This is a genomic window from Halorubrum sp. DM2, from assembly GCF_901686465.1.
Taxonomy (GTDB): domain Archaea; phylum Halobacteriota; class Halobacteria; order Halobacteriales; family Haloferacaceae; genus Halorubrum.
In genome coordinates this window covers 1,335,064-1,358,128 of the sequence record NZ_LR594487.1, presented here as the reverse complement: position 1 = coordinate 1,358,128, position 23,065 = coordinate 1,335,064, and the positions used below count along the sequence as shown (strand labels likewise).

Annotated in this window: 25 protein-coding genes; 18 read left to right on the top strand and 7 right to left on the bottom strand. The window is 67.6% G+C overall.

The window, feature by feature from the left end:
* The 6 genes from QOL69_RS06905 to QOL69_RS06880 all read left to right on the top strand — a co-directional run bounded on the left by QOL69_RS06905 (window position 1) and on the right by QOL69_RS06880 (window position 4,514).
* A complete protein-coding gene (locus QOL69_RS06905; RefSeq protein ID WP_283402598.1) occupies window positions 1–294 on the top strand; it encodes a hypothetical protein in 294 nt (97 codons plus the stop codon).
* A 3-nt stretch (window positions 295–297) separates the two neighbouring features.
* A complete protein-coding gene (locus QOL69_RS06900; RefSeq protein WP_283402597.1) occupies window positions 298–1,230 on the top strand; it encodes a sulfite exporter TauE/SafE family protein in 933 nt (310 codons plus the stop codon).
* Between the two features lie 88 nt (window positions 1,231–1,318).
* On the top strand, window positions 1,319–2,779 hold the full coding sequence (locus QOL69_RS06895; RefSeq protein ID WP_345782498.1) for a dihydrolipoyl dehydrogenase: 1,461 nt from the start codon (window positions 1,319–1,321) through the stop codon (window positions 2,777–2,779).
* A gap of 67 nt (window positions 2,780–2,846) precedes the next feature.
* Window positions 2,847–3,371, top strand: a complete 525-nt coding sequence (locus QOL69_RS06890) for a hypothetical protein (protein ID WP_283402595.1) — start codon at window positions 2,847–2,849, stop codon at window positions 3,369–3,371.
* Window positions 3,372–3,488: 117 nt separating this feature from the next.
* A complete protein-coding gene (locus tag QOL69_RS06885; RefSeq protein WP_283402594.1) occupies window positions 3,489–3,845 on the top strand; it encodes a hypothetical protein in 357 nt (118 codons plus the stop codon).
* A gap of 240 nt (window positions 3,846–4,085) precedes the next feature.
* On the top strand, window positions 4,086–4,514 hold the full coding sequence (locus QOL69_RS06880; protein WP_283402593.1) for a desampylase: 429 nt from the start codon (window positions 4,086–4,088) through the stop codon (window positions 4,512–4,514).
* Window positions 4,515–4,557: 43 nt separating this feature from the next.
* Here the strand turns inward: QOL69_RS06880 and moeB are convergent, their stop codons facing one another.
* The gene (moeB, locus tag QOL69_RS06875) at window positions 4,558–5,412 is read right to left on the bottom strand and encodes an SAMP-activating enzyme E1 (protein WP_283402592.1); all 855 of its coding nucleotides are present in this window, start codon (window positions 5,410–5,412) and stop codon (window positions 4,558–4,560) included.
* Window positions 5,413–5,674: 262 nt separating this feature from the next.
* Between moeB and QOL69_RS06870 the strand changes: the two genes are divergently transcribed.
* Window positions 5,675–5,938, top strand: coding sequence for a MoaD/ThiS family protein (locus QOL69_RS06870; RefSeq protein WP_283402591.1), 264 nt, complete (start codon window positions 5,675–5,677; stop codon window positions 5,936–5,938).
* Between the two features lie 53 nt (window positions 5,939–5,991).
* Here QOL69_RS06870 and QOL69_RS06865 read toward each other — a convergent pair whose 3' ends face one another.
* Window positions 5,992–7,011, bottom strand: a complete 1,020-nt coding sequence (locus QOL69_RS06865; RefSeq protein ID WP_283402590.1) for a PLP-dependent cysteine synthase family protein — start codon at window positions 7,009–7,011, stop codon at window positions 5,992–5,994.
* 150 nt (window positions 7,012–7,161) lie between these two features.
* Between QOL69_RS06865 and QOL69_RS06860 the strand changes: the two genes are divergently transcribed.
* Together QOL69_RS06860 and QOL69_RS06855 are read left to right on the top strand one after the other, a co-directional pair.
* Complete coding sequence (locus QOL69_RS06860; protein ID WP_283402589.1) at window positions 7,162–7,461, top strand: sulfurtransferase TusA family protein; 300 nt, start codon at window positions 7,162–7,164, stop codon at window positions 7,459–7,461.
* 2 nt (window positions 7,462–7,463) lie between these two features.
* On the top strand, window positions 7,464–7,799 hold the full coding sequence (locus QOL69_RS06855; RefSeq protein ID WP_283402588.1) for a rhodanese-like domain-containing protein: 336 nt from the start codon (window positions 7,464–7,466) through the stop codon (window positions 7,797–7,799).
* A gap of 210 nt (window positions 7,800–8,009) precedes the next feature.
* Here the strand turns inward: QOL69_RS06855 and QOL69_RS06850 are convergent, their stop codons facing one another.
* Window positions 8,010–9,218 carry a YeeE/YedE family protein gene (locus QOL69_RS06850; RefSeq protein ID WP_283402587.1) on the bottom strand — a complete coding sequence of 403 codons (1,209 nt, stop codon included), beginning with the start codon at window positions 9,216–9,218 and terminating at the stop codon, window positions 8,010–8,012.
* 155 nt (window positions 9,219–9,373) lie between these two features.
* Here QOL69_RS06850 and QOL69_RS06845 point away from each other — a divergent pair, with 155 nt between their 5' ends.
* The 6 genes from QOL69_RS06845 (at window position 9,374) to QOL69_RS06820 (ending at window position 14,520) form a co-directional block, all read left to right on the top strand.
* A complete protein-coding gene (locus tag QOL69_RS06845; RefSeq protein ID WP_283402586.1) occupies window positions 9,374–10,705 on the top strand; it encodes a twin-arginine translocation signal domain-containing protein in 1,332 nt (443 codons plus the stop codon).
* Complete coding sequence (locus tag QOL69_RS06840) at window positions 10,706–11,827, top strand: sulfurtransferase (protein ID WP_283402585.1); 1,122 nt, start codon at window positions 10,706–10,708, stop codon at window positions 11,825–11,827. It begins immediately after the preceding gene.
* A complete protein-coding gene (locus QOL69_RS06835; protein ID WP_283402584.1) occupies window positions 11,824–12,846 on the top strand; it encodes a YncE family protein in 1,023 nt (340 codons plus the stop codon). Before QOL69_RS06840 ends, QOL69_RS06835 begins: the two co-directional genes overlap by 4 nt.
* Window positions 12,847–12,950: 104 nt before the next feature.
* On the top strand, window positions 12,951–13,334 hold the full coding sequence (locus tag QOL69_RS06830; protein WP_283402583.1) for a SaoD/DsrE family protein: 384 nt from the start codon (window positions 12,951–12,953) through the stop codon (window positions 13,332–13,334).
* 212 nt (window positions 13,335–13,546) lie between these two features.
* Window positions 13,547–13,696 carry a DUF7837 family putative zinc-binding protein gene (locus QOL69_RS06825; protein WP_283402582.1) on the top strand — a complete coding sequence of 50 codons (150 nt, stop codon included), beginning with the start codon at window positions 13,547–13,549 and terminating at the stop codon, window positions 13,694–13,696.
* 89 nt (window positions 13,697–13,785) lie between these two features.
* A complete protein-coding gene (locus QOL69_RS06820; protein ID WP_283402581.1) occupies window positions 13,786–14,520 on the top strand; it encodes an NAD(P)H-hydrate epimerase in 735 nt (244 codons plus the stop codon).
* A 16-nt stretch (window positions 14,521–14,536) separates the two neighbouring features.
* On the opposite strand, the gene QOL69_RS06815 is transcribed toward QOL69_RS06820, so the two are convergent.
* Together QOL69_RS06815 and QOL69_RS06810 are read right to left on the bottom strand one after the other, a co-directional pair.
* The gene (locus QOL69_RS06815; RefSeq protein ID WP_283402580.1) at window positions 14,537–15,544 is read right to left on the bottom strand and encodes a DUF3179 domain-containing protein; all 1,008 of its coding nucleotides are present in this window, start codon (window positions 15,542–15,544) and stop codon (window positions 14,537–14,539) included.
* Window positions 15,545–15,615: 71 nt separating this feature from the next.
* On the bottom strand, window positions 15,616–17,058 hold the full coding sequence (locus QOL69_RS06810) for an aldehyde dehydrogenase family protein (protein ID WP_283402579.1): 1,443 nt from the start codon (window positions 17,056–17,058) through the stop codon (window positions 15,616–15,618).
* 255 nt (window positions 17,059–17,313) lie between these two features.
* Between QOL69_RS06810 and QOL69_RS06805 the strand changes: the two genes are divergently transcribed.
* Window positions 17,314–19,443 carry a plastocyanin/azurin family copper-binding protein gene (locus QOL69_RS06805; protein WP_283402578.1) on the top strand — a complete coding sequence of 710 codons (2,130 nt, stop codon included), beginning with the start codon at window positions 17,314–17,316 and terminating at the stop codon, window positions 19,441–19,443.
* A 258-nt stretch (window positions 19,444–19,701) separates the two neighbouring features.
* On the opposite strand, the gene QOL69_RS06800 is transcribed toward QOL69_RS06805, so the two are convergent.
* A complete protein-coding gene (locus QOL69_RS06800; RefSeq protein WP_283402577.1) occupies window positions 19,702–20,223 on the bottom strand; it encodes a DUF1097 domain-containing protein in 522 nt (173 codons plus the stop codon).
* Window positions 20,224–20,225: 2 nt separating this feature from the next.
* Entirely contained in the window at window positions 20,226–21,245 is a 1,020-nt protein-coding gene (locus QOL69_RS06795; protein WP_283404220.1) for a succinylglutamate desuccinylase/aspartoacylase family protein, read from the bottom strand.
* Window positions 21,246–21,360: 115 nt separating this feature from the next.
* Here QOL69_RS06795 and QOL69_RS06790 point away from each other — a divergent pair, with 115 nt between their 5' ends.
* Together QOL69_RS06790 and QOL69_RS06785 are read left to right on the top strand one after the other, a co-directional pair.
* Window positions 21,361–22,746, top strand: coding sequence for a putative ATP-dependent zinc protease (locus tag QOL69_RS06790; RefSeq protein WP_283402576.1), 1,386 nt, complete (start codon window positions 21,361–21,363; stop codon window positions 22,744–22,746).
* Window positions 22,747–22,756: 10 nt separating this feature from the next.
* Window positions 22,757–23,029 carry a hypothetical protein gene (locus QOL69_RS06785; RefSeq protein WP_283402575.1) on the top strand — a complete coding sequence of 91 codons (273 nt, stop codon included), beginning with the start codon at window positions 22,757–22,759 and terminating at the stop codon, window positions 23,027–23,029.
* The last annotated feature ends 36 nt before the right edge of the window (window positions 23,030–23,065 follow it).

The following is a 23,065-nucleotide window of genomic DNA, read 5'->3' as shown; positions in this document are numbered from 1 at the left end:
GTGGAGGCGAATGCGTCTACCGAGACGGCCGACGACGCGCACCGACCGCGCTGCCTGCGCGACGACCGGCCCGTGCGTAGCTGTACCGCAGCTGCCGGGTCGGCAGTCAGTCGCGGAGCGGAGGCAACCGTCCGCCGTGCCGCGTTCTGGACCGCGATCGCGTTCCCGGCCGCGTACGTCGTCGGGGCCGCGGAGCCCGTTTCGTTGATCCTGCCGGCCGGCTGGCTACCGGTCGCGATCGCGGCGAACCTGCTGCTCCTCTGGGTCGGGCACGGCGCCCACCACCCGGAGTGAACGATGGCGGGGGCTATCGTGGCGACGAGTGAGGTGATCGCGGCGACGTCCGGACTCGATCCGGTCCCGTCGCTCTCGGCGGTGCCGGTCGATCGCGTTCTGGACCACTGGTGGGTGTTTCCCGCGTCGGTGCTGTTCGCGCTGGTCGCCATCGCCGCCGGCGTCTCGGGCGCGCTGTTTTTCAGCCCGTTCTTCCTGCTGGTCGTCGGGCTCAGTCCCGCCCAAGCGGTCGGCGCGGGCCTCATGACGGAAGTGTTCGGAATGGGCAACGGGCTTCGATCCTACGTCAAGCAAGGTGTCGTCGACTACGCGACGGCAAAGTGGCTGCTACTCGGGGCGCTCCCGGCGATCGTGATCGGATCGTTCGCAGCCCACTACGTCCCCGACACGCTCCTCCGCGGTGGATTCGGAGTCGGGCTGTTCGCGCTCGGCGGGTTCCTGCTGTACTCCGACTCCCCGGAAGAGACCGAACCCGGAGAGAGGGAGGGCGAGTTCCTCAAACAAAAGAACGCAGAGCGCGGCACCACCGTCGTCGACGCCGCCGACGGTGAGCGGTTCGTCTACCCGACCTGCTGGCGTCCGCCGGGCGTCGCGCTCGCGGGCCTCGGCGGGCTGATCACGGGATTGATAAGCGCCGGGCTCCCCGAAATCGTGACCACGCAGCTCGTGGCGCGATGCCGGATGCCGCCGCGCGTCGCCGTCGCCACGTCTGTGTTCGTGCTGGCGATCGCGGCGGTCGCCGGCGCCGCCGTCCACGCGCTCGCTGCGACGCCGGTCTGGTACGTGGTCGTCTGGTCGATCCCGGGCGTGATCGTCGGCGGAACGGTCGGCGCTCGCGTCGGCAGACACATCCCGAGCGGTCTTATGGAACGCGGGCTCGGCGTCGTCTTCGGGGTCGTCGGCGGAATCGTCCTCGCGACGACGTTCGGCGTCTGATGCGGGCGGTTCCGACTGGGACGCGGTCGTGTGCGACTCGCACCACGGCGGACTGGTCTTGATGACCGTGGGTCCCGTCGGTCCAGTCATGCAGGAGTTCGATTTCCTCGTGATCGGATCGGGATCAGGGCTGGACGTGGCGAACGCGATGGCCGGCCGCGGGAACTCGGTCGCCGTCGTCGAGGAGGGGCGGCTCGGCGGGACGTGTCTCAACCGCGGCTGTATCCCGTCGAAACAGCTGCTGTATCACGCCGACGTGCTGGAGACGGTCAAGCGGGCCGGCGAGTTCGAAATCGACGCCGAGGTCAGGGACGTGGACTTCGCGGAGATCGTCGAGAAGGTCACCGACGACGTCGCCGGGAACTCCGAGTCGATCCGACGGGGCCTGGAGTCGTCGGACGCCCATGACCTGTTCTCGGGGACGGGCCGGTTCGTCGACGACCGGACCGTCGAGGTCGTCGACGGCGACGACGAGGGCGCCACATTGCGCGCGGACACCGTCCTCGTCGCCACTGGCACGCGCCCGTCGATCCCGCCGATCGACGGGATCGACGAGGTGGACTACCTCACGAGCACGGAGGCGCTCCGCTTAGAGACGGCGCCGGACCACCTCGTGATCGTCGGCGGCGGGTACATCGCGGCCGAACTCGGCCACTTCTTCGAGACGTTCGGCAGCGACGTGACGATCGTCGGCCGCCGCGAGCACCTGCTCCCCGAGGCCGACGCGGAGGTCGGCGAGGCTGTCACCGACCGCTACGCCGACCGCCTTGACGTGTACACCGGCTACGAGGCGGTCGCAGTCGACGAGGACGGCGACGGGGTGGCCGTCGAGGCCCGGCCGTACCCCGAGGCCGACACCGTCCGCGCGGGGGACGAGACGGTCGGCGCGCCAGAGGACGCCGAAGACGTGACTGTCGCCAGCGACGAACTGCTCGTCGCCGCTGGGCGTCGGCCGAACACGGACATGCTGAACCTCGACGCGACCGGCGTCGAGACCGACGAGCGCGGGTTCGTCGAGACCGACGAGTACCTGCGGACCGACGCTGAGGGCGTGTGGGCGCTCGGCGACGTGGTCGGCGAGTACCTGCTGAAACACAGCGCGAACCACGAGGCGAAGGCCGTAGTCCGGAATCTGCTCGGCGATGAGCTCAAGCCGGTCGACTACTCGGCGATGCCGTTCGCGGTGTTCGGCTCGCCCGAGGTGGCCGGTGTCGGCGCGCGCGAGCAGGACCTCCGCGGTACGGACCGTGAGTACGCCACGAACACGTACGCGTACGACGAGACGGCCCGCGGGAGCGCGATGCACGCAGACGGGTTCGTGAAGGTGCTCATCGACTTGGACGGCGAAATTCTCGGCTGTCACATCGTCGGCCCCGAGGCGTCGAACCTGATCGAGGAGGTCGTCGTCGCGATGACGGCGGGCTCCGGGACGGTTGCGGACATCCGCGAGGCGGTCCACATCCACCCGGCGCTCTCGGAGGTCGTCGACAGGGCGTTCTCCGGGCAGTTCTCTCGGGGTAGCCGACACGACCACCACCATCACGGGTAGTCGGCGGCCGGACGCCGTCGACGCGGCGCGGGAGAGGCGTTTTCACGTTCGTCGTCGAACGACACGTATGGCCCGGAATCCGAGCCCCTCCCGTCGGGAATTACTCATCGGAGCCGCCGGAGTCGCGCTCGCGCCGATGGCCGGGTGTGTCGGCGGCGACGGCGAGACAGGCAATACGGACAGCGAAGTGGACGAGGCGGACGACGAAGCGGACGACACGGACCTCGACCTCCAAGAAGCGAACGTCGTTGAGGTCGCGTTCGAGGCGACGGACGAGGGGTACGCGTTCGACGTGAGCCTCCACCACGACGACGACGGTGAGGAGGGGTACGCGAACTGGTGGCAGGTCGAGCGGCTCGACGGGAGGCGGCTCGGTCGCCGAGAGCTGCTGCACGCGCACTCCGAGCAGCCGTTCACGCGCTCCGAGACTGTCGAGGTTCCCGACGACGTGTCCTGTGTCGTCGTTCGTGGCCACGACCAGACACACGGGTACGGCGGGGTCGCCGCCGTGGTCGACATCGACGACGCCGCAGTCCGGCGAGTTGCTCAGGGATCCGACCCGCGCTCGTTCGACGCGAGCGATTGTCCGTGACACGCGGGTGCTGTGACGGGACGAGAGATACGTGCCACGTCATCGCATGACGAGTCGGCGTTCAGAACACACACCCGCGGACGAGTTATCTGCGAGCAGGGCCTGTGTCCTAACACGATGGCAAAAGCAGCAATCGTGATTCTCGCCGGCAACGAATCGCACTCCGACTACGGTCGCCTCGCGAACGCGCTGGAGGCGGCAAAGGAGTTCGCCGAGACCGAGGGCGACGAGCTCGAACTCATCTTCGACGGCGCGGGGACCCAGTGGATCCCCGAGCTGGAGGACGAGGACAGCGACTACCACGAACTCTACCAGGCGGTCCGCGACGACGCGGCGGTCTGTGACTTCTGTTCCGGCGCGTTCGGCGTTGAGGACGCCGTCGCCGACGCCGGACTCGTCACCCTCGACGAGTACGACGGGCACCCGAGCATCCGCTCGCTCGTCGACGACGATTACGAGATCATCACGTTCTGAGCCGTTCTGCTCGCCGTGCGGTTCGGCCGGATCGCTGACAGAGACGCGGACGCCACGGAGACGCCGAGACCGCGGGCTCCGGTGTCCGACGAAACCGGTTCATCCCCGGTCAGACCCGACGCGCGGACACTTTTTTCGCCGTGAGTTCCCCTCGTAGCCCGGCACCTGCCGAGCTCCGCAGCGCACCGCTTTCGTTGCCGGTCAGAACGGATTTATTCGCCCGTCGGCGTACTTCGAGACGTGATCGAACTCACGCGGGCGGCGTACGACGACATCGTGTACCGGGCGTACGAGGGCGGTGAAGCGGAGATCTGTGGCGTCCTCGCCGGTGAACACGGCACCGACGGTGATACGAGCGTGGTCACGGAGACGTACGCGGCGGAGAACGTCGCCGAAACGCCACAGATCCGGTACCTCATCGATCCCGAAGAGCAGTTCGAGCTGATCGAAGCGATCGAGGACGACGGGCTCGACGTGGTCGGGTTCTATCACTCACACCCTACCGGCCCGACGCACCCGAGCGAGACGGACGCCGCGCGCGCCACGTGGCCGGACCACTCGTACGTCATCTGTGCGCTCGACGGTTACCCGTTCGTCGGTTCGTGGCGCTGGCGTGACGAGGCGGAGGCGTTCGAGCAGGAGTCAGTCGCGGTGAGCGGCGAACGGTAGCCGGCCGGCGCGTGTGCCGCGTCGGCGAGCGTCTGCGCGCAGCTCAGTCGCCAGCTTCGATCTCGGGCTCGTCGCCGCCGACGTCGATCGCACAGGAGGCGGTGTACTCGACGTCGTGGACCGACTCGATGGCTGGGTCGTCGCCGCAGACGGGGCAGTCGTCCTGTTTGGGGATCTCGACCTTGTCGAAGTCCATCTCCAGCGCGTCGAAGAAGAGCATGGAGCCGTCCAGGCTTTCGCCTTTTCCCATGATGTGTTTCACCGTCTCCGTCGCTTGAAGACAGCCGACCGTCCCCGGAAGGACGCCGAGGACGCCCGCGGTCGCGCAGTTCGGAACCATCCCGGCGGGCGGCGCTTCGGGGAACAGACAGCGGTAACACGGCGAGTCGTCGTCGCCTGCGAACGTGGTCACTTGCCCCTCGAACCGGAAGATCGAGCCGTGCGAGAACGGGATTCCGGCGAGCGTACAGGCGTCGTTGACGAGGTACCGCGTCTCGAAGTTGTCCGTTCCGTCCACGACGAAGTCGTACCCCTCGATCAGCTCCTCGATGTTGTCCGGCGTGACGCGGAGGTCGTGTCTCTCGACGTCGACATCGGGGTTGAGGTCGGCGACGAACTCCGCCGCGGAGTCGACCTTCTTGCGCCCCACGTCGTCGTCGCCGTGGATCACCTGTCGTTGGAGGTTCGACAGCTCGACCTCGTCGTCGTCGGCGATACCGAGCGTTCCGACGCCGGCGGCCGCGAGGTACTGGATGATCGGTGCGCCGAGTCCCCCGGCGCCGAGGACGAGTACTTCGGCATCTAACAGGGACTTCTGGCCTTCGGGACCGACGTCGTCGAGGATGACGTGTCGGGAGTAGCGGTCGAGCTGCGTCGGGTCGAGATCGAGATCAGTCATTCACCAATGTTATCGGTTCCGGACGGTTAAGCCGGCGGCCCACCGGTGCGTACTGCCGGCATCTCGGAGGTGTAGCCGCAACGCACGACCGGTCGACGCGCCGATGACGAGGGAACGAACGAGGCGAGACCCGCAACGACGAGCGTTCCGAGCCGTCGGTACACCCCTGACGCTCGGTCGACGCTCTGCGCCGGTCGTGATAGGCGCGGGTCGTCGTTGCCGTCGGCGCGCTCCTTTTGAGGTCGGGCAGTCAACCGGGAGTATGGCGACGATTAAACTCCCGGCCGCGCTAGTCGGTGGGTCGGCGACCTCGAAGGTCGAGGTCGCCGGCGAGACAGTGGCGGAACTGTTCGACAACCACGCCGCAGAACACGGCGACGAACTCAGAGACAGCGTGATCGAGGACGGCGAGATCAAGGAATTCATCAACGTCTACGTCAATGGGACGCCCGTCGAGGGGCTCGACGTCGAAGTCCCGGACGACGCACAGGTGCGGGTCATTCCGGCAGCCAGCGGCGGCCGGTAAGACGGTAAAAAGGACGGAGGTCGAGCGTTCTTTTCGGCTATTCGAGAGTAAGCCTACAGATACTCCTCCCAGAGGGGGATGTCCGCGTACTTGTCACCGCGGTCGCAAAGCATGAACACGACCACGTCGTCGTCCGCGAGATCGTCAGCCTCGTCGAGCGCCGCGACGGCCGCCGCGCCGGCGCCGGCCGAGGTCCCAACGACGAACTGACCATCGACGCGGAGGTGTTCGCGGACCGTTTTCTCGTCGTGTTTGCCGGGGTCGGCAATCGGGACAGACTCGTCGGCGTACCGCTCCCGAAGGGTGCGGGCGCGATCGTATGCCTCATCGGTCGGGACGTACAGTTTCTGGTCGAGGACCGACTCGTCGTAGGTTTCGGGATGGTAGTGGTCGCCCGTCCGCAGGTACTTCAGCCCGTCAATCGCGTGGAGCGGTTCCGACGGTTCGAATCCGATTATCTCCACGTCGTCCCCGCGTAGTTCCGCCAGTCCACGGCCGGTCCCCGTGATCGTGCCGCCGGTGCCCGCCCCGGCGACGAAGTGAGTCACCTCCCCGTCCGTGGCCCCGTGGATCTCGGGCGCGGTCGTCCGCTGGTGTGTCCCCGGATTGTCGGGGTTCTCGTACTGGTTCGGCCGGTAGTAGCTGGCGGGGTCCTCTGCGATGATCTCCTCGCAGCGCTCGATCACCGCGTCGTACCCTAAGTCCGCGTCGACGAATTCGATCTCGGCGCCCGCGTCGCGAACGGCCTCGACCTTGCCGCCGGCGGCGTTGTCGGGCATCACGATCTCGACGTCGTAGCCGCGGTCGCTGGCGAGGCGGGCGACTTCGCTGCCGGTGTTGCCGGAGGTGGGCTCGATCACCGTGACTCCCGGTTCGAGGTCGCCGCGCTCTTCGGCGCCGTCCAACATCCCCTTCGCGATCCGCGATTTGATCGACCCGCCGCCGTGCGGGGCCGCATAGAGATTGAACCACTCGGCTTTCGCGAACACCGTCGCGTCGCTCGCCAAGTCGAGGTCGAGTTCGACGAGGGGCGTCTCGAAGATCGTGGACTCGTCCACGACGTAGTCGCTCATACCTCTCGTTCGTCGGTCGGTGGTAAGAGTCCGACGGAAACGGTGTTCTCGACGGTCGAGACGGTCGTACGCGGCGATCGCCCGTCCGAGATACGGGAGAAGCCTGCCGGTCACGAAAGGGGTTACCGGTCGAGAAGGCTACGTGTCGGCATGAGTCAACCATCGTGGGACGACGTCGTCGAGATGCCCGACGAACTCGACGACGAGACCGCCGAGACGCTCTTGGAGGACGCGACGGAGGTTCAGGACATGACCGGCGAGGTCTGTCCGTACCCGCAGGTCGAGGCGAAGAAGGCGATCGCGGGGCTCTCGCCCGGCGACGTGTTGGTTCAGAAGACCGATCACGTGCCGAGCACGGAGAACGTCCCGAAGGCGGTCGGGGACGACGCGACCGCCAAGGTGTGGAAGTCGGGCGACGGTCGCTACCGGATCTTCATGCGGAAGGAGTGACCATGGTGGAAGAACTCTCCCCCGAGGAAGTCAACGAGCGCGTGAAGGAGGGCGACATCCGCGTGATCGACACGCGACCGGCGGCGGAGTACGAGCGGGGCCACATCCCGGGCGCGATCAACCTCCCGCTCGGCGACCTGCCGTCGATGGTCCCCGATATCGACTGGGACGACACCGACGTGGTGTGTGCGTGTCCGGTCGGTCAGTCCTCGAAACAGGCCGCCATGCTGATCAGCAGCTACGAGGGAGTCGAGGAGGACGTCGCCGTCGCCAGCATGGCCGGCGGCTACGAGGAGTGGGACTTCGAGCTGGAGACGAGCGAGCCGGCCGACGCCTGAGCGAGCTGTTTTCCGAGGGAACCCGTGTTCCCCGAGCAGTAGTAACTTTTAGCTACGGGACGGACCGACAACCGCCTTTTATTCGGATCGTCTCGTACTGCGCCGACCGTCTAGAGTCTGATAAACGGTGATCGGTAGGTACCGGCATAGCGAGCGGAAACGGTTGTGGAGGTGTCGATGAGAAGGACTATCAGAAGATTTTCCGGCCGCTCAGATCGCGCAGCCGACCTCGCGGTACATGTAGTGGGTCATCACGTACACGCCGAGGATGATCCCCGCGCCCGCGAGGAAGGAGTGGACGGACAGCAGCGCGACCCCGGAGAAGAGGTTCGCGATGTTACAGCCCGCCGCGAGCCGCGAGCCGACGCCCATTAGCAGCCCGCCGCCGACGTAGTTCGGGACGCGCCGGAGTTTCGGCTTGCGGATCCGGAAGTCGCCGGACGCGTACGCGGCGAGGAAGGAGCCGACGATCAGCGAGGCGATCATCAGCATGTCGATCGTCATCGTGATGCCACCGTCGCGGAAGAGGATCGACCCCCAGTACCTGACGCCGCCTGCGTCGTAGCCGGCCTGCGAGAGCAGGTAGCCGGCCCAGCGCGCCTCGCTGCCGGTGATCGCCCAGTGGCCGTACACCCAGAACCAGAGGCTCGCGACGAGCGCCAGTGCCACGCCGACACCGCGGGCGTCCCACGAGTCGCGGAGCCGGGCCTTCAGCGGGCGGTCGTCGTCGCGGAGCGCGCGGACGTACTCGACCGTGCCGTCGAATATTCCGCGGAGCCCGACCGAGACGGCCGAGAGCGCCCGCGACCCGCCGACCGCGGCCTGCGCACGGGTGTCCGATCCCACGCCGGCGCCGCCCGAAGGCTCGTCCGGGAGCCGGCTCCGGCCCTTCACGTACGCGTACCCGAGCGTGCCGAGCGCGACCGCTCCGGCGCCGGTTACGGCCGGCGAGAACGGTAACGAGAGGTACAGCGTCCGGCCCTCGAAGGGGTTCAGCGTCTGGAAGTAGTACGTCTCCGCGACGGGGAACGCGAACGCGAAGAGGACGTAGCCGACGAACATGAACAGGAGGACGAGCCAGAACTGGATGTACCCCTGTCCGGCGCGGTACAGCGTCCCCGAGGCGCAGCCGCCCGCGAGCGTCATGCCGAGCCCGAAGACGAAGCCGCCGAACACCGATCCGAGCCCCCACGCGGGCGTCCAGAAGCCGCGGAAATAGCCGAACGTGGCCTGGACGCTCCAAAAGACCGTCATCACGGCGATTCCGGCGAGGAGACCCTTCAGCACGCGGGTGTCTTTGAACGCGACGAAGTCGCGAAAGGCGCTCACGAAGCAGAACCGCGCCTTCTGGAGCAAGATTCCGAACGAGAGACCGACCGCGATCGAGATCCCGACGTATCCGGCGGGCGATAGCATCATCACCCGAGGTACTTCCCTCGCCCCTAAATTGTCGCCGGACACGGTAACGACCCCCTTCGATCGGAGAAAGGTGTAATAATTGCTCGTACGACGGACACGGGGCAACGACGCGGCGGGCCGGCGAGACTTTACCCGCGACGCGCGATTGGAACCGTATGAGCGACGACTGCGGCTGTGACTGCGGATCGGACCCCCGTCCGTCGAAGGGTGCCGACCTCGCGAACGACGACCGGACGAACCCGTTCGCGGACGGCGTAGACCGACGGCGGCTGCTTCAGGCGTCCGGGGCGGTCGGCGCGGCGACCGCGCTCGCCGGCTGTTCCGGCGGCGGCGAGGGCGGAGACGGCGGCGACGAGGCGGCTCCGACGGTGTTCACGTTCAACAACGGGGACCGGACCGTCAGCGTCATCGACGTCGAGAGCGACGAGCTGATCACGACGGAGTTCCTCGACACGACGGCGTCGTTCCCGGCGAACCAGTACTCCACCGGGATCGATGACGACTACCACGTGGCGTGGCTGAACGTCTCCGGCGGGGTCCGCGCGTTCGACCAGCGCACCCTTGAAGAGCTCGCGTTCGTGGAGACGGGCTACGGCCCGAACTACCCGAACGTGACGCCGGACGGCGAACACCTGCTGATCGCCTCCGGCGGGACGACCGGCATGGAGCCCGAGGGCGACGCGGCGCACGCGATCTTCCGCGTCGACGCCGACCCCGACAGCGACTCCTTCGGCGAGGTGACTGCCGAGATCGAGACCGGCTACGTCGGCCCCTGCGACATGACGATGGGTCCGGACGGCGACTACGCGTTCGTCGTCGACGTCGCCGACGAGTCGATCCGCGTGGTGAGCGTCGACCCCTTTGAGACGGTCACGCGCGTCGCTTCTGGCGAGCCGGTCAACGAGGGCAACGTGCTGCCGTTCATGTGTACCGCGTCGTTCGACGGGCAGCACCTCCTCGTCGAGAACGGCGAGGGGACCCTCGGCGGCGACCCCGAGGTCCCGCGTGAGGGCTCCGAGAGCCTCTGGGACATCTCGGACCCGGAAAACCCCAAGGAGGTCGGGAAGATCACCCGCGACGACGGCCTCCCGGGCGCGCCGATCACGAGCGAAGTCGACCCGAACAACGAGGCGGCGTACCTCCTCATCCCCGGCGAGGGCGTCGGCGTGATCGACTTAGAGTCGTTCGAGTACGAAACGACCCTCGACGTCGGCGGGAGCGCGATATCCGCCGCGTGGGGACCGAACCGCGAGAAGCTGTACGTCCCCGTCCAAGACGCGAACCAGGTGGCCGTCGTCGAACACGCCTCCCGCGAGGTGGTCGCGACGGTCGAGACGGGGGAAGCGCCGACCGGCGCGCTCGCCGGCACGGTCCGCCCGGAGGGCGACGCCGTCGCGAGCGTACAGGCGCAGCTCGCCTCGCTCGGAATCACCTTCGGCGACATGGAGGCGACGTACTGTATGGACGACCACTGCTACTGCGGGTAGATGACCGGCGACCACACTCCGGTCGACGACGACCGGGCTCCGGACGGGGACGACGGTGACCGCGTCTCGGGCGAGGACGGTGGCAACCACGACGCGACTCGTCGCGGGCTCCTGCGGGCCGCGGCCGGCGCGACGGTCGCGGGCGCCGCCAGCACTGCCGGCTGTCTGAGCGTGACGACGCCGGCTGACGTCGCCGCCGCGAACGCCGTCACCGGAAACGTCGGGTACTTCGTCGGGCCCGGCTGGCTGGCCGAGCGCCGCGGAGACGTCGTCGTCCTCGACGCGCGGAACGCGGAGCGGTACCGCCGCGAGCGGGTCTACGGCGCGCGGCGCGTCCCCTTTGATCAGGTCACCGCAAGAACGTCGAGCGAGAACGGTTTCGTTCCCGACCCAGAGACGATCGCATCCGCCGTCGGCGGCCTCGGCGTCGCGCCCGACGACGATGTCGTCATCTACGGCGCCAGCGTCGGGTCGCGGGTGACGCGGGTCGCGTTCTCGCTCGAAGCCCTCGGCCACGAGGGCGACGTACGAGTCCTCAACGGCGGGCTCGACGGCTGGAACGGTCGGCTCGGCACCGGCGACGGCCGCGACCGCGACCCGGTCGAATACGACCCGGATCCGGACCCGTCGACGTGGGTGACCCGCGAGTGGATCGCTGAGCGCGTGGGATCGTTCAACGGCAACGGCCCGGGACTGATCGATGTCCGCGTCCCGGAGGCGTACCTCGGCGCGCCGGGGTCGGACGCGCTCGACCCGGACCACGACCGGCACGGACACCTCCCGGGCGCGGTCAACGTCAACTGGATCGGGAACGTCGCCGGCCGCCGGATGGCCGAGCCGAGCCGGTTGGTCCAGCTGTACGAGGGGGAGGCTGGGCTCGACCGCGGTGCGCCGGTCGTCGTCTACGGCGGCGATAACGTCGATCCCACGTCGACGTGGCTGACGCTGAAGGCGATCGGGTTCGACGACGTACGCGTGTACGACGGCGGCTTCGACGAGTGGGCGAACGTCGAGGAAGATCGCGCGCGCTACCCGGTCGAGACCGCGACGAGCGTCGTGATAGAGACCGACGGGAGCGTCGGTGGCGACGACGACGGCGGCGACTTCTCCTGTACGGGATGAGTGGAGACGGCCGCGACGGGGAAGGTGGTGACGAGACCGGTCGGGTCGTCGCGGTCCCCTGCGAGGGCGACGACCTCCTCGCGCTGTTCGACCTCTCGACCGGCGAAGGGCTGGGAGAGGTTCCCGTCGGCAGCCATCCGGTCCACGCCGCGACGCACCGCGGTCGGACGTTCGTGGCGACGATGGGCGAGCGCGCTGTCACCGCGGTCGACCCCGAAGGGACGGTTACGCACGTCGGGACCGGCGTGCTCGGTCCCTCGCACTTCGCGACCGCGGGCGACGAACTCGTCGTCTCGTGTTCGGCCGGAGACGCGCTCGCGGTGATCGATCCCGATGGCCCCCGGCTCGCGGGGCGGATCGCGGTGGGTGCGGAGCCTCACGAACTCGCCGTCTCTCCCGGCGGCGAACGGCTGTACTCCGGAAGCCGGCGCGACGGCGTCGTCGACGTCGTCGACGTGGCGGCCCGCGAGCGGGTCGGCGCGGTCGACGCCGGCGAGGACGCGCGGGTCCAAGGCGTCGCGCTCGCCCCGGACGGCGACCGCGGCTACGCCGTCGACCAGCGCGGCGCGAGCGTAGTCGCCTTCGATTCGGCGACCGCGGAGGGTCTGACCGCCGACGGGAACCTGCCGGTCGACGCGACCGCCGCCGTCGGTGCGGACCCCTACGATCTCGTCGTCACCGGGAACCGCGTGTTCGTCCCCGGCCGCGCCGCCGGGACCGTCCACGAGTTCGACGCCGACCTCCGACTCGACGCGGTCCACGAGGGGTTCGACCGCCCGGTTGACCTGTTTCGCGTCCGTGACCGGTGGTGGGTCCTCGACGCGGGCGCCGCCGAACTCCGGTCGCTGTCCGGCGCGACCGTCGCGACCCCCGCGCCCGGACTCGCCGCCGCCTCGATCAACGACCGGCTCGTCGTCTCCCACTACGACGATAACGTAGTGTCGCTCGTCGACGTCGACGACGGCGTCGTCTGGACCGCCGAGACTCCCGAGTACCCGTTCGGATCCGTCGTCGTCTGAGTCGGGACGCCGCGGCTCCGCCAACGCTCCGCCCGATCGTCACCGACGCCGGAGATTCCTGCCGGACTCAGCGGGGCAATAATGGGAGGTGTAGTCACACCCGTATGAAGGTCGCATACGTCTTCGCGACGGCCGGACAGACGATCGATTACGTCTTGGGCGACATGATCCTTCCGCAGTTGGAGGCGGGGGCACACGGTGCCGACGTCGTCGGGATGTTCTTTTTTCACGACAACACCTACGCGCTTCGGGAGGACGACCCGCTCGGACAACGGCTCGCGGACGTCGCGGCCGAGCGGGATATCTTGCTCATGCTGTGTGACCAGTGTGCGACCCGTCGCGGCCTTGCGGAGTACGAGCGGACCGACGAGCACGGGCGGGACCGCTACGAGCCGACGAACACGGTCGAGGGCGCGACCGTCGGCTGTTTCCCGGACCTCTACGAGGCGCTCGACGGGGTCGGCGTCGACCAGATTATCACATTATAAGTAGTACCCCAGAGAGACAGCGGTCGAGCTCAACTTCGCCGCCCGCGACCAGTACGACGGCCACTCGGGGATCCGCTGGGTCGTTGACGACGACTACGAGATCGTCACGTTCTGACGGTCGGATCGGTAAGCATGTTACACGGACGCGACGTTTTTAGATGAATATCAGGCGTATCCACTGACGGGAGACGGCACACGCTCCCGCTTTCCCCATGTCGAGTGACTCGCCGCTCGGTCGCTGTCCGATCTGCGGAACGGCGATCCCGAGCGGTCGGACGCTCGTCGAGTACGAACGCGCGAACGGCGAGCGACGGCGGTTCGCGGACTGCCCGGAGTGCGGCGAGGTCGTCACGCCGGAGTAAAACCGGCCGGACGGGGTGTCAGAGGCCACTCGACTCGACCGTCCGCAGGTCTAGGGGAGTATTTTATCGGTCGAGACCGACATGTCAACATGGACGAGATGCTGTTCGTCGGGCCGACGGGCCGAAGGGTCCCAGCTGTCACCGCCGAAGAGATGCGCGCGGTCGACCGGGTCGCCGTCGAGGAGGTCGGTCTCGACCTCCCGCGGATGATGGAAGACGCCGGGCGCGGACTCGCCGAGGCGGTGCTCGACCGCCGGGAGAATGGTCCCGTCACGATCCTCGCCGGCAACGGCGGGAACGGCGGCGGCGGGCTCGCGTGCGCCCGTCACCTCGCAAACCGAGACCTACCCGTCCAGCTCGTCCTCGACCGAGATCCCGCCGATATCGACGGCGTCACGGCGGAACAGCTCCGGATCCTGAAGGCAACCGACGTGCCGATCGAGACCGGCGGGGGCGGTTCCGGCTTCGACGTCGACGCCCCCCTCGACGGCGTCGTAGTCGACGCGCTGATCGGCTACGGACTGTCCGGCGCGCCGCGCGGCCCCGTCGCAGAACTGGTCGACGCCGCGAGCGACGCGGCGGGGACGGTCGTTTCGCTCGACGTTCCCTCCGGCGTGGACGCGACGACGGGCGAGGCCCCGGGTGCCGCGGTCGATCCCGACCTCATCGCCACGCTCGCGCTCCCGAAGACCGGGCTCGCGGCGGTCAGCGGTGACCTCCTGCTCGTCGATCTCTCGATCCCGGCGACGGTGTACGACCGCGTCGGCGTCGAGTACGAGGCACCGTTCGGGGACGAGTTCGCTGTCCCGCTGTCGAGGGCGTGACGCGTCGGAGACGAGATCAGTCTGCCCGATAGAAGGCGTCTGGACCGTGGTCGTCCCGCCACGCGAACGCGTACAGTCGGCGCGTCGGCAGTCGTTCGAGCCGTCGAGCGTCGGCGGCGACGCCGGTCGCGGGGCCCCACGTCGTCCCGTCGGCAGTGACACCTGTGTCGGTCACGGCGAAGTCGTACCCGGGATCGGCGTACGCGTGAGCTTCGCCCTCGTCCGTCGCGAACACGACGACGTCGCGGTCCCCGACGGTCGTCCGGACGACGCCGCCGGCAGCCCGGACGCGGGGAACCGGGAACCCAAGCGCGTCGTCGTCGACCTCGACGCCTAACACTACGGTCTTCGGGTCCAGGTCGTCGGTGCGGCCCCACTCTCTCCGACCGTTAGTCCCCCGGTGGGCCGCGAGGCCGAACCCCTCGCCCGACGCGTATTCCTCGTACGGCGACGCGTCATAGTCGATCGGAACGGGCTCGTCGTCGGGGCTCGCGGCCTCGCTCTCGCCGCCCGGCGGGCGGAGCACGACGCCGTCTGGGAACGACTCGCGGAACTCCCGGACTGACAGCAATGCCGCCGGTCGGACGACGAGCGAGTCCCCCTCGAACGCGCCGGCGATACACTCGCCGGTCGACTGTTTCCACTCGCTTCCGGTCTCGCGGTCGTACATGACGAGGTCGTCGTCCGCGAGCTTCCCGGAGACGCCGAACTCGAGGGTCCGACCCGCGTGGGTCCGGTCGTACACGATCCCGCTCCCGCAGAGCGGACACCACGTCACGGCGATCGGGTCGGCCCCGGACTCGTCAGTCGAACCCTTTTTGGACGCGTCGGTCGCGCCGCCGACGGCGTCGTTCACGATCTCGTGGAACTGGAGGAACCGCACCGGGTACGCGCGCGGCGGGTCAGCGAATGTCACCGCGATGACCTCGTCGTCGGGGCTCCAGTCGTACGCGTCGCCGAACGCCGGGTTGTCGACGCTCGGGATCGCGTCGCGTGGGAGGACATCTCGAACGTTCACGGTCATGAGTATGGGTCGATCGAAATAACCGGACCGGCTTCGGTCTCGCCGGAGGGACGTTCGGATACGGAGCCCGCTCAGAGCACGATCGACTTCTTCCGGATCATCTGCTCTATCGCCGCGTGGATGCCCTCGCGGTTGATTCCGGAGGCGTCGTTCCCGCCGAACGGAACGTCGCCCAGCCCGTGTGAGGGCGCTCCGTTGAGGCGGACACTGCCGGCGTCGACGCGCTCGGCGATGCGCATCGCGCGGTCGTGGTCGGTCGTGAACACGGAGGCGTCGAGGGCGAGCTCGTCGTCGTTGGCCAGTTCGATCGCCTCTTCCTCCGTCTCAAAGGTGGTCACGGCGGCCACGGGGCCGAACTGTTCCCGGTGGATGATATCGGCGTCCTGCGGGACGTTCGCGAGCAGTGTCGGCTCGTGGAACGCACCGTCGCGCTCGCCGCCCACGACCAGGTCCGCGCCGTCCTCGACTGCGGCGTCAACGAGCCCCGCGACCTCCTCGGCGTGGGACTCGTCGATGAGCGGCCCGAAGTTCGTCGACTCGTCGAACAGGTCGCCGGCGACCCACGAGTCCATGGTCGCCGCCAACCGCTCCACGAGGTCGTCGTGGACCGACTCGTGGGCGATTACGCGCGAGACTGCCGAGCAGCGCTGCCCGCTGAGCTTGAACGAGCCGGTCGCGCAGGCCCCCGCCGCGTCCGAGAGGTCGGCGTCCGGGAAGATGAGCGCGGGCGCGTTCCCGCCCAGTTCCATCACGAGGTTGGTGATGCCGGACTCCGAGGCGACGTGTTTTCCTGCGCCTGAGGACCCCGTCATGGCGACGGTGTCGACGCGGTCGTCCCCCGCCAGCGTGTCGCCGATCTCTCGGCTCTGACCGGGGACGAAATTGAACGCGCCGTCCGGGAGGTCGGCGGCGGAGACGACAACGTCGGTGAGGAGCGCCGCCGTCGCCGGGGTCTTGCTCGACGGCTTGACGACGACGGCGTTGCCCGCGGCGAGCGCCGGCGCGATCTGAAGTACGGTCGTCTGAAGCGGGTAGTTGTACGGCGCGATACAGAGCACGGTGCCGATCGGTTCGGGCCTGACGATCGCGGTCCAGTCCTCGTGGCCCGGGGTCGCCCCCTCGCGGTACTCGCCGTACGTCCGCGCCAGGTCGCGGGCCTCGCCGGCCGCCAACCGAAACCGACGCGCCGCGTTCGTCGGGGCGCCCCGGGCCGAGGAAACGGGCTTCCCCGCCTCGCGAACGATCGAGTCGGTGAACTCGTCCGCCCGCGACTCGAGTTCGTCGGCGATGGCCTCCAGCCATCCGGCTCGCTGGACCGGCGTCGTCTCCCGTAACGCCGCTTGGGCGTCGGCCGCGGCGGCGAGGGCGTCCTCGGCCTGCTCGCTGCCGGCGGCCGCGACGCGCGCGAACTCGCCGCCGTCGGCGAGGTCACGGACCGCGATGCTGTCGGCGCCCTCGCGCCACTGGCCGTCGATGTAGATCCGCTCGGACCGCAGTGAGTCGGGGTCGGTCATCTACCGATCACAGACCCGATATTATAAAGAGTGTTTGGCGGCCGTTCGTCCGACACGCAGCATCGGATCGGTGGGCGCGACCGAACTCTCGGGTCGGCCACGACCGGGAGCCGAGCCCGACGGCAGGAGCGCGTCGTCACTCGCGGTCGAGACGACACCGCCGTCCGTTTCGTGTTAATAATTCTATCGCCGATAGGCGGTGAGGGTACACGACGAACACAGCATCATACGCCCAGTTCCCGAAGTTGTTATCGTATGACACGGACCATACGAGACACTGACAGGCGAAGGCTGTTGCAAATACTCGGTGCGGGCGCGGCGGTCGGGTTGGCCGGGTGTGGCGGCAACAACGACGGTGCCGACGGCGCCGACGGATCGGACGGTGATGACGGGACGGACGGGTCGGACGACGGTGACGGGACAGACGGCACCGACGACGAGTCGGTGCCGGGCGCGGACGTGCTCGGCGGTCCCGACGACCTCCAGGGGTCGGCGACGGTCGAGGCGCTGTCGCTCGACGCCGATCAGGGGGCGGGCCAGAACGTCTTCTCGCCCGCCGTCGCGTGGGTCGAAGAGGGCGCGACGGTCACGTGGGAGATCGCGAGCGGCAGCCACTCGGCGACCGCGTATCACCCGGAGACGGACGCCGTGCTGCGAATTCCCGAGGCGGCCGAACCGTTCGACTCCGGAACGATGTCCGAGGGGACCTTCGAGCACACCTTCGAGACGCCGGGCGTCTACGACTACTACTGTCGACCGCACCGCGGGCTGGGGATGGTCGGACTGGTGATCGTCGGCGAGGCGGCGACCGGACCGGGGACGGCCCCGATCGAGGACCTCGACAGCGCCGAGAGCAACGGGCTGGCCGACCTGCTAGAGCTGGCCGGCGTCGAGGTCGAGGCGCCGACGGCGAGCTACGGCTGGACCGATGGCACGTGGGACTCGTACTGGTACTCGCTGTACAACATGAGCACGACGATCACGCTGTCGGGCAACGGGATCATCTTCCCCGCCAACGACCAGCAGCAGGAGCAGTTCGAGCAGCGGTTCCCGGCGATCGTCGAGGCCGCCGACGCCGACCGGCCGCCGGTCATCGAGCCGAACCTCAACATGGCGCCGTTCACTGAGGGCGACCCCCACTTCACCGAGCAGCCGGTCTTCGACGGCGACGGCGGGCGACCTGACGCCCGGACGCTGACGTGGGACCGCTCGCGGTCGTCGATGACGGTCAGTCCCTCCTCGCTGGGCTGGACCCACCTCAAGGGGATCACTTGGGCGAAGAACTTCGAGGACCACGCGGAGGTCCTCCCGCCCGCCCTCGCCCCGCTGTTCCGGGCGATGGTGCTCTCGACGATGGCGCAGGTCGGGACCGCCTTCTCGCTCGTCCCCGAGCAGGGAGGCAACTTCCGGCTGAACGACGAGAACCTCCTGCTCGGCTCCGCGTTCCGACCGGGCGAGGGACTGATCGACGAGACGCCGCGCCCGCGCCACCACTCCGCGATGCTGTGGTTCCTCTCGAACCTCAACAGCTTCGCACAGGGGGGCTGGTTCGGCTACGAGAACCCCGAGCCGCTGATCCCCGCGGAGAACATCCAGATGCTCACAAACGGGATGGGACAGACGATGATGAACGCCGTCGATCCCGCCGACCTCGGGAACACGCGGCTGGCCGGCGAGCTGCTCGGCGCGATCGGCTGGTTCGGGACGCAGACGGACAAAGACCAGCTCCGGGGCGCGGCCGCGGACTACGCCGACGGCCTCGCCGGTCGCATCGAGTCAAACCTCGACGGCAACGGTCGCGTCGATAACGGCGTCGAAAACCAGGCCGCGACGCAGGGAGTCGTCGGACAGGGGCTGCTATGGGCCTCGCAGATCGACGGTGTCGACCACGCGGGCACGGCGGACGACGTGCTCGGCTACCTCACCGAGGAGCTGTACGACGACGACGCCGGTACGTTCGCGTCCGGGCCGGACGACTCGACGTACACGATCACCGCCCGGGACGCGGGCGACATCACCGGCGGACTGAACGCCGCCGACGTGCTGCTCGACCGACCGGAGGTCCAGTCGCAGTACGCGTCCTTCTTCAACCAGACGTTCAACCGCGGGCGGCTCCAGCGAGCCGAACGACCCAACTCTCGGGACGAGAACGCCGAGTTCACGCTCCCGCTGCCGCCGATGGCCGGCGGCGAGTTCGGGCAGGCGGCCGTCTACAACCGGGAGGTTGAGTACGATACCGAAAGTGATGAATGGGCGGTCACAGACGACACCTTCGACACCGAGATGGCGCTGTACCTCTCGAACCAGGAGATCTGGATCAGCCAGTGGAGCGGTGACTTCTACGAGGGTCGCGGCGTCCCCGGACAGACGAACACCCTAGACTAACGTCGGACCGCCGTACGCCCGTGACGCCGGCCGGTTTTTATTGGCACGCGTCGGAGGCGCTCCGAAACCGACTCGAAGTCCTCGCCGTCAACCGCGATGTACGCGGTCCGGCGGGTACGTCGAGTTCGGCGCGAACGGCCCGCGGGGGAGTCGCGTCTCGCTGTACTTCCGCGGGAGAGGACGTCGATGCCGGCTCGCAGGGGATCGTCGAGACCCGTCGACCTCACCGGGACCGCACGCCGGATCGAAGGTGCGCTGTCACCGTTCGTCGAGCGTCGAACTCGCTTCGGCGGTGACGAGGCCGATGACGGCTCCGATGAGCATCGATACCGCTGCGGCGACCGTTTCGCCGAGCAGTCCGGTGAGACCGAACGCCGTCGCTCCGGCGGCGTGGACGCTGAACAGCGTCGCGTACCCGAAGAACGCGCCCGGCGTGAACGACAGCAGCGGAACGAACTCGTGGAGGCTCGCGAGGAACATGAACGCGCCGACGACGACGCTGAGCGCGAGGACTCCACCGCCGAGGAGTCCCTCCACGACGGCGAGCGTGAGCGCGGCGTATGCGATCCCCGCGGCGTTGCTCGCGTAGCCGCGCGCGAGTCCGTCCAACCCTTCTCCGGCGGCGTAGAAGGTCGCGGAGGCGATGAACGACGGCCACAGGGGAATCTGTAGGCCCGCCACGAACGCGTACGTCCACGGCACCGAGGCCGCGCCGAACACCGCCGCGAGCGCCCACGTCCGGTTCCACTCGCCGACCCGGTCCCAGCGAACGACGTCCACGGCTACCCGTGTGCGCCGGAGCCCGCTTCGATGATACGCTCCTGCATCTCTCCGATCTTGACGAAGTGACAGAGGGGGTTCCCCGGATAGACGACCGGATTTTCGAGGACGCCCACGAGGAGCCCGGTGAACGGCGCCTCGACGACCGTCGCGTCGGACTTAAACGGGTTCGTGATCCGACAGATGGTCTCTCCCTCGTGAACCAGATCGCCCTGTTCGTAGTACATATCAACTATCCCCCCGGAATCGGCCCGGAGCCACGTCTTTTCGCTCCAGTCGCCGATAACGGTTCGCCACCCCGGCCACCGAACCGTCTCCTGTTGATAGATACCGTATTCAGCGAAGACGCTCCGGACGCCCTCCAGCGCGTGGTCGATCAACTCTCGCTCGAAGCGGTGCGCCTCGCCCATCTCCAAGGTGATCGTCGGAATCCCCTCGTCTGTCGCTTCGCGACGAAGCATTCCCGAGGAGCCTTCGCCGGCCATGATGAGGTTCGTCCCGAACGCTCGCGCGAGTCGGGCGGCACCCTCGTCGTCCATGTCTACACGAACATGAAGCATATTTGTCCGGCCGCGCGTCGATGTGTGGAAATCAAGGCCGAAATCACAGGGTTCGATGAAATTGTGGTATATCTGGTAGGCGATCCGGTTCGATCCCGTACTGTGTTGTTTCCCCGGGAAGGCACGATTGAGGTCGCGCTCGTAGATGGGGAGATACCGTTCTTGGGTGACGAAACCCTGGACGTTCAGGACGGGCAAACAGACGAGCGTTCCACAGATATCCGAGTGATCCCACTCCTGAGCGACTTCCCGAACGACTTCGATGCCGTTGAGTTCATCGCCGTGAATCGCAGCCGAAAGAAACACCGTCGGCCCCGGTCGTGGGCCGTTGATGATCGTGACTGGAATGCGAACTGGATCACCGAGATACGTTTCGGTTACCGGATAGCGGAACTCCTCCGTCTCTCCCGGATCGACGCGACCACCATCGAACGTGAACGCTTCAGCCTCCTGATCGGTCATCATCACGAAGATAGCGACCCCGTTCGGGGTAAACCTACAGAGGGCGTGTAATCGTGTTACACGCTCCCAAAACCCGTAATGACCGATATCACCAACAGAGGCGTGAGAACCTCATATGACTGCCTCCTCAGATTCACCCGGACGAGAGAACACGACCGAAGCGGGTCGATCCGTGAGCGCCGACGAGTCACAGACCGCCAGCGGGGCGATTCGCGTCGGCGTCTTGAGCACGCACAACAGCAAGGAGACGAAGGCGATCCTCAACGCCGTTCGGGCGCTGGGACACGAGCCCGTCTGGATCCGGAACGAGAACGTCACGTCGTGGATCGAGGACGGGACGGTCCACCTCTCGCCGCGCGTCGACGTCCTCGTGAATCGGATGCTGTTTACCAAAAGCGATCACCAACTCGAAGACCTCCAGCTGGCCGCGCTCTACGAGGAGACGACACCCGTCGTCAACGGTTCGCAGGCCGTGACGGACACGCTACACAAGTATCGAGCGGGGGCGAAGCTCGCGGCGGCCGGCCTCCCGGTTCCGGACGCCTACTTCGGACGGTCGCCGCGAACCGTCGAGGAGTGGCCCGAGTACCTTCCCGCCAACGCCGCACACAAGCACACGATCGGGACGAACGGCCAGCAGATGTCGGTCGTCTCGCCGACGGACCCGATCGGTCCCAAGATCGACGACGAACAGTCGTTCGTCCAAGAATTTTTAGAAGACAGTGATAATCGGCCCTCAGACGTGCGTGTCTATGTGGTCGGTGGGGAAATCGTCGGCGCGATGCGACGCCACGCCCCCGCTGGGGACTGGCGAACCAACGTCGCCCTCGGCGGTGAGGTCGAAGGAATCACGAACGAACTCGGTGTACGGCCTCGACAGATAGCGAAAGAGGCAACGGACGTTCTGGGGTTGGATCTGGCCGGCGTCGATCTGATGCCCGTCGACGGCGAGTGGTTCGTTCTCGAGGTCAACGCGACAGCAGGGTTCAAGGGCCTGTTCTCGGCGACCGGCGTCTCTGCGGCCCCGCATATCGCTCGCCTGGCTATCGAGCGAGTTGGCGGTGGCGTTGATCAGTCGCAGATCGTCGAATTGGAATCGACGTTAGACGATTCGGTGCCGGATTGCAAACCGCCGCTCGTGCAGGAGAGCGGCGACGACGGCGTGCTCGGTTACACCTCTCGAATACGAATCAACGGTCGTGACGGAGCGGAACAGGTAGTCGCAAAATCGGATACCGGTGCCGAACGGACCAGTATCGACACGGATCTCGCCGGTCGAATCGGTGCCGGGCCGCTCGTCGGAACGACACAGGTTCGGTCGGGGACGGGAAGCGAGACGGAAACCCGCCCGCTGGTCGACGTGGACCTGTGCTTGAACGGGCGATGGCGGACCGTCACGGCCAGTATCACCGATCGGACGGAGATGACCTATCCCGTCCTGCTCGGTCGAGATGTCCTCGAAGCCTACACGCTCGATATCAGTAACACGGTGGAGGAATAGGCCGCGTGAGATGAACGTCACGAGACGGGCCGTTCTACGGCAACTGGCCGCCGCGAGCGACGCAGAGCGGAAAGAAACGACGTCTATCGAAGCACTTGCGACGGCTCTCGGGGCAGAGACGTCCGCCGTCGAATCACATTTGAACGGACTGGAAGCCTGCGAGCTGGCTCGAAGCGAGGCCGGCGGGCGCGTGAGAGTGACGATCACCGGCGAGCAACTCCTCAAACTCGATACCGACGAGGCAGTGATCGTCGACGCCTCTACGCCACACCGAGAGTACTGAGAGAGATGATGTTTAACCGCACTCCACGTAATTGGC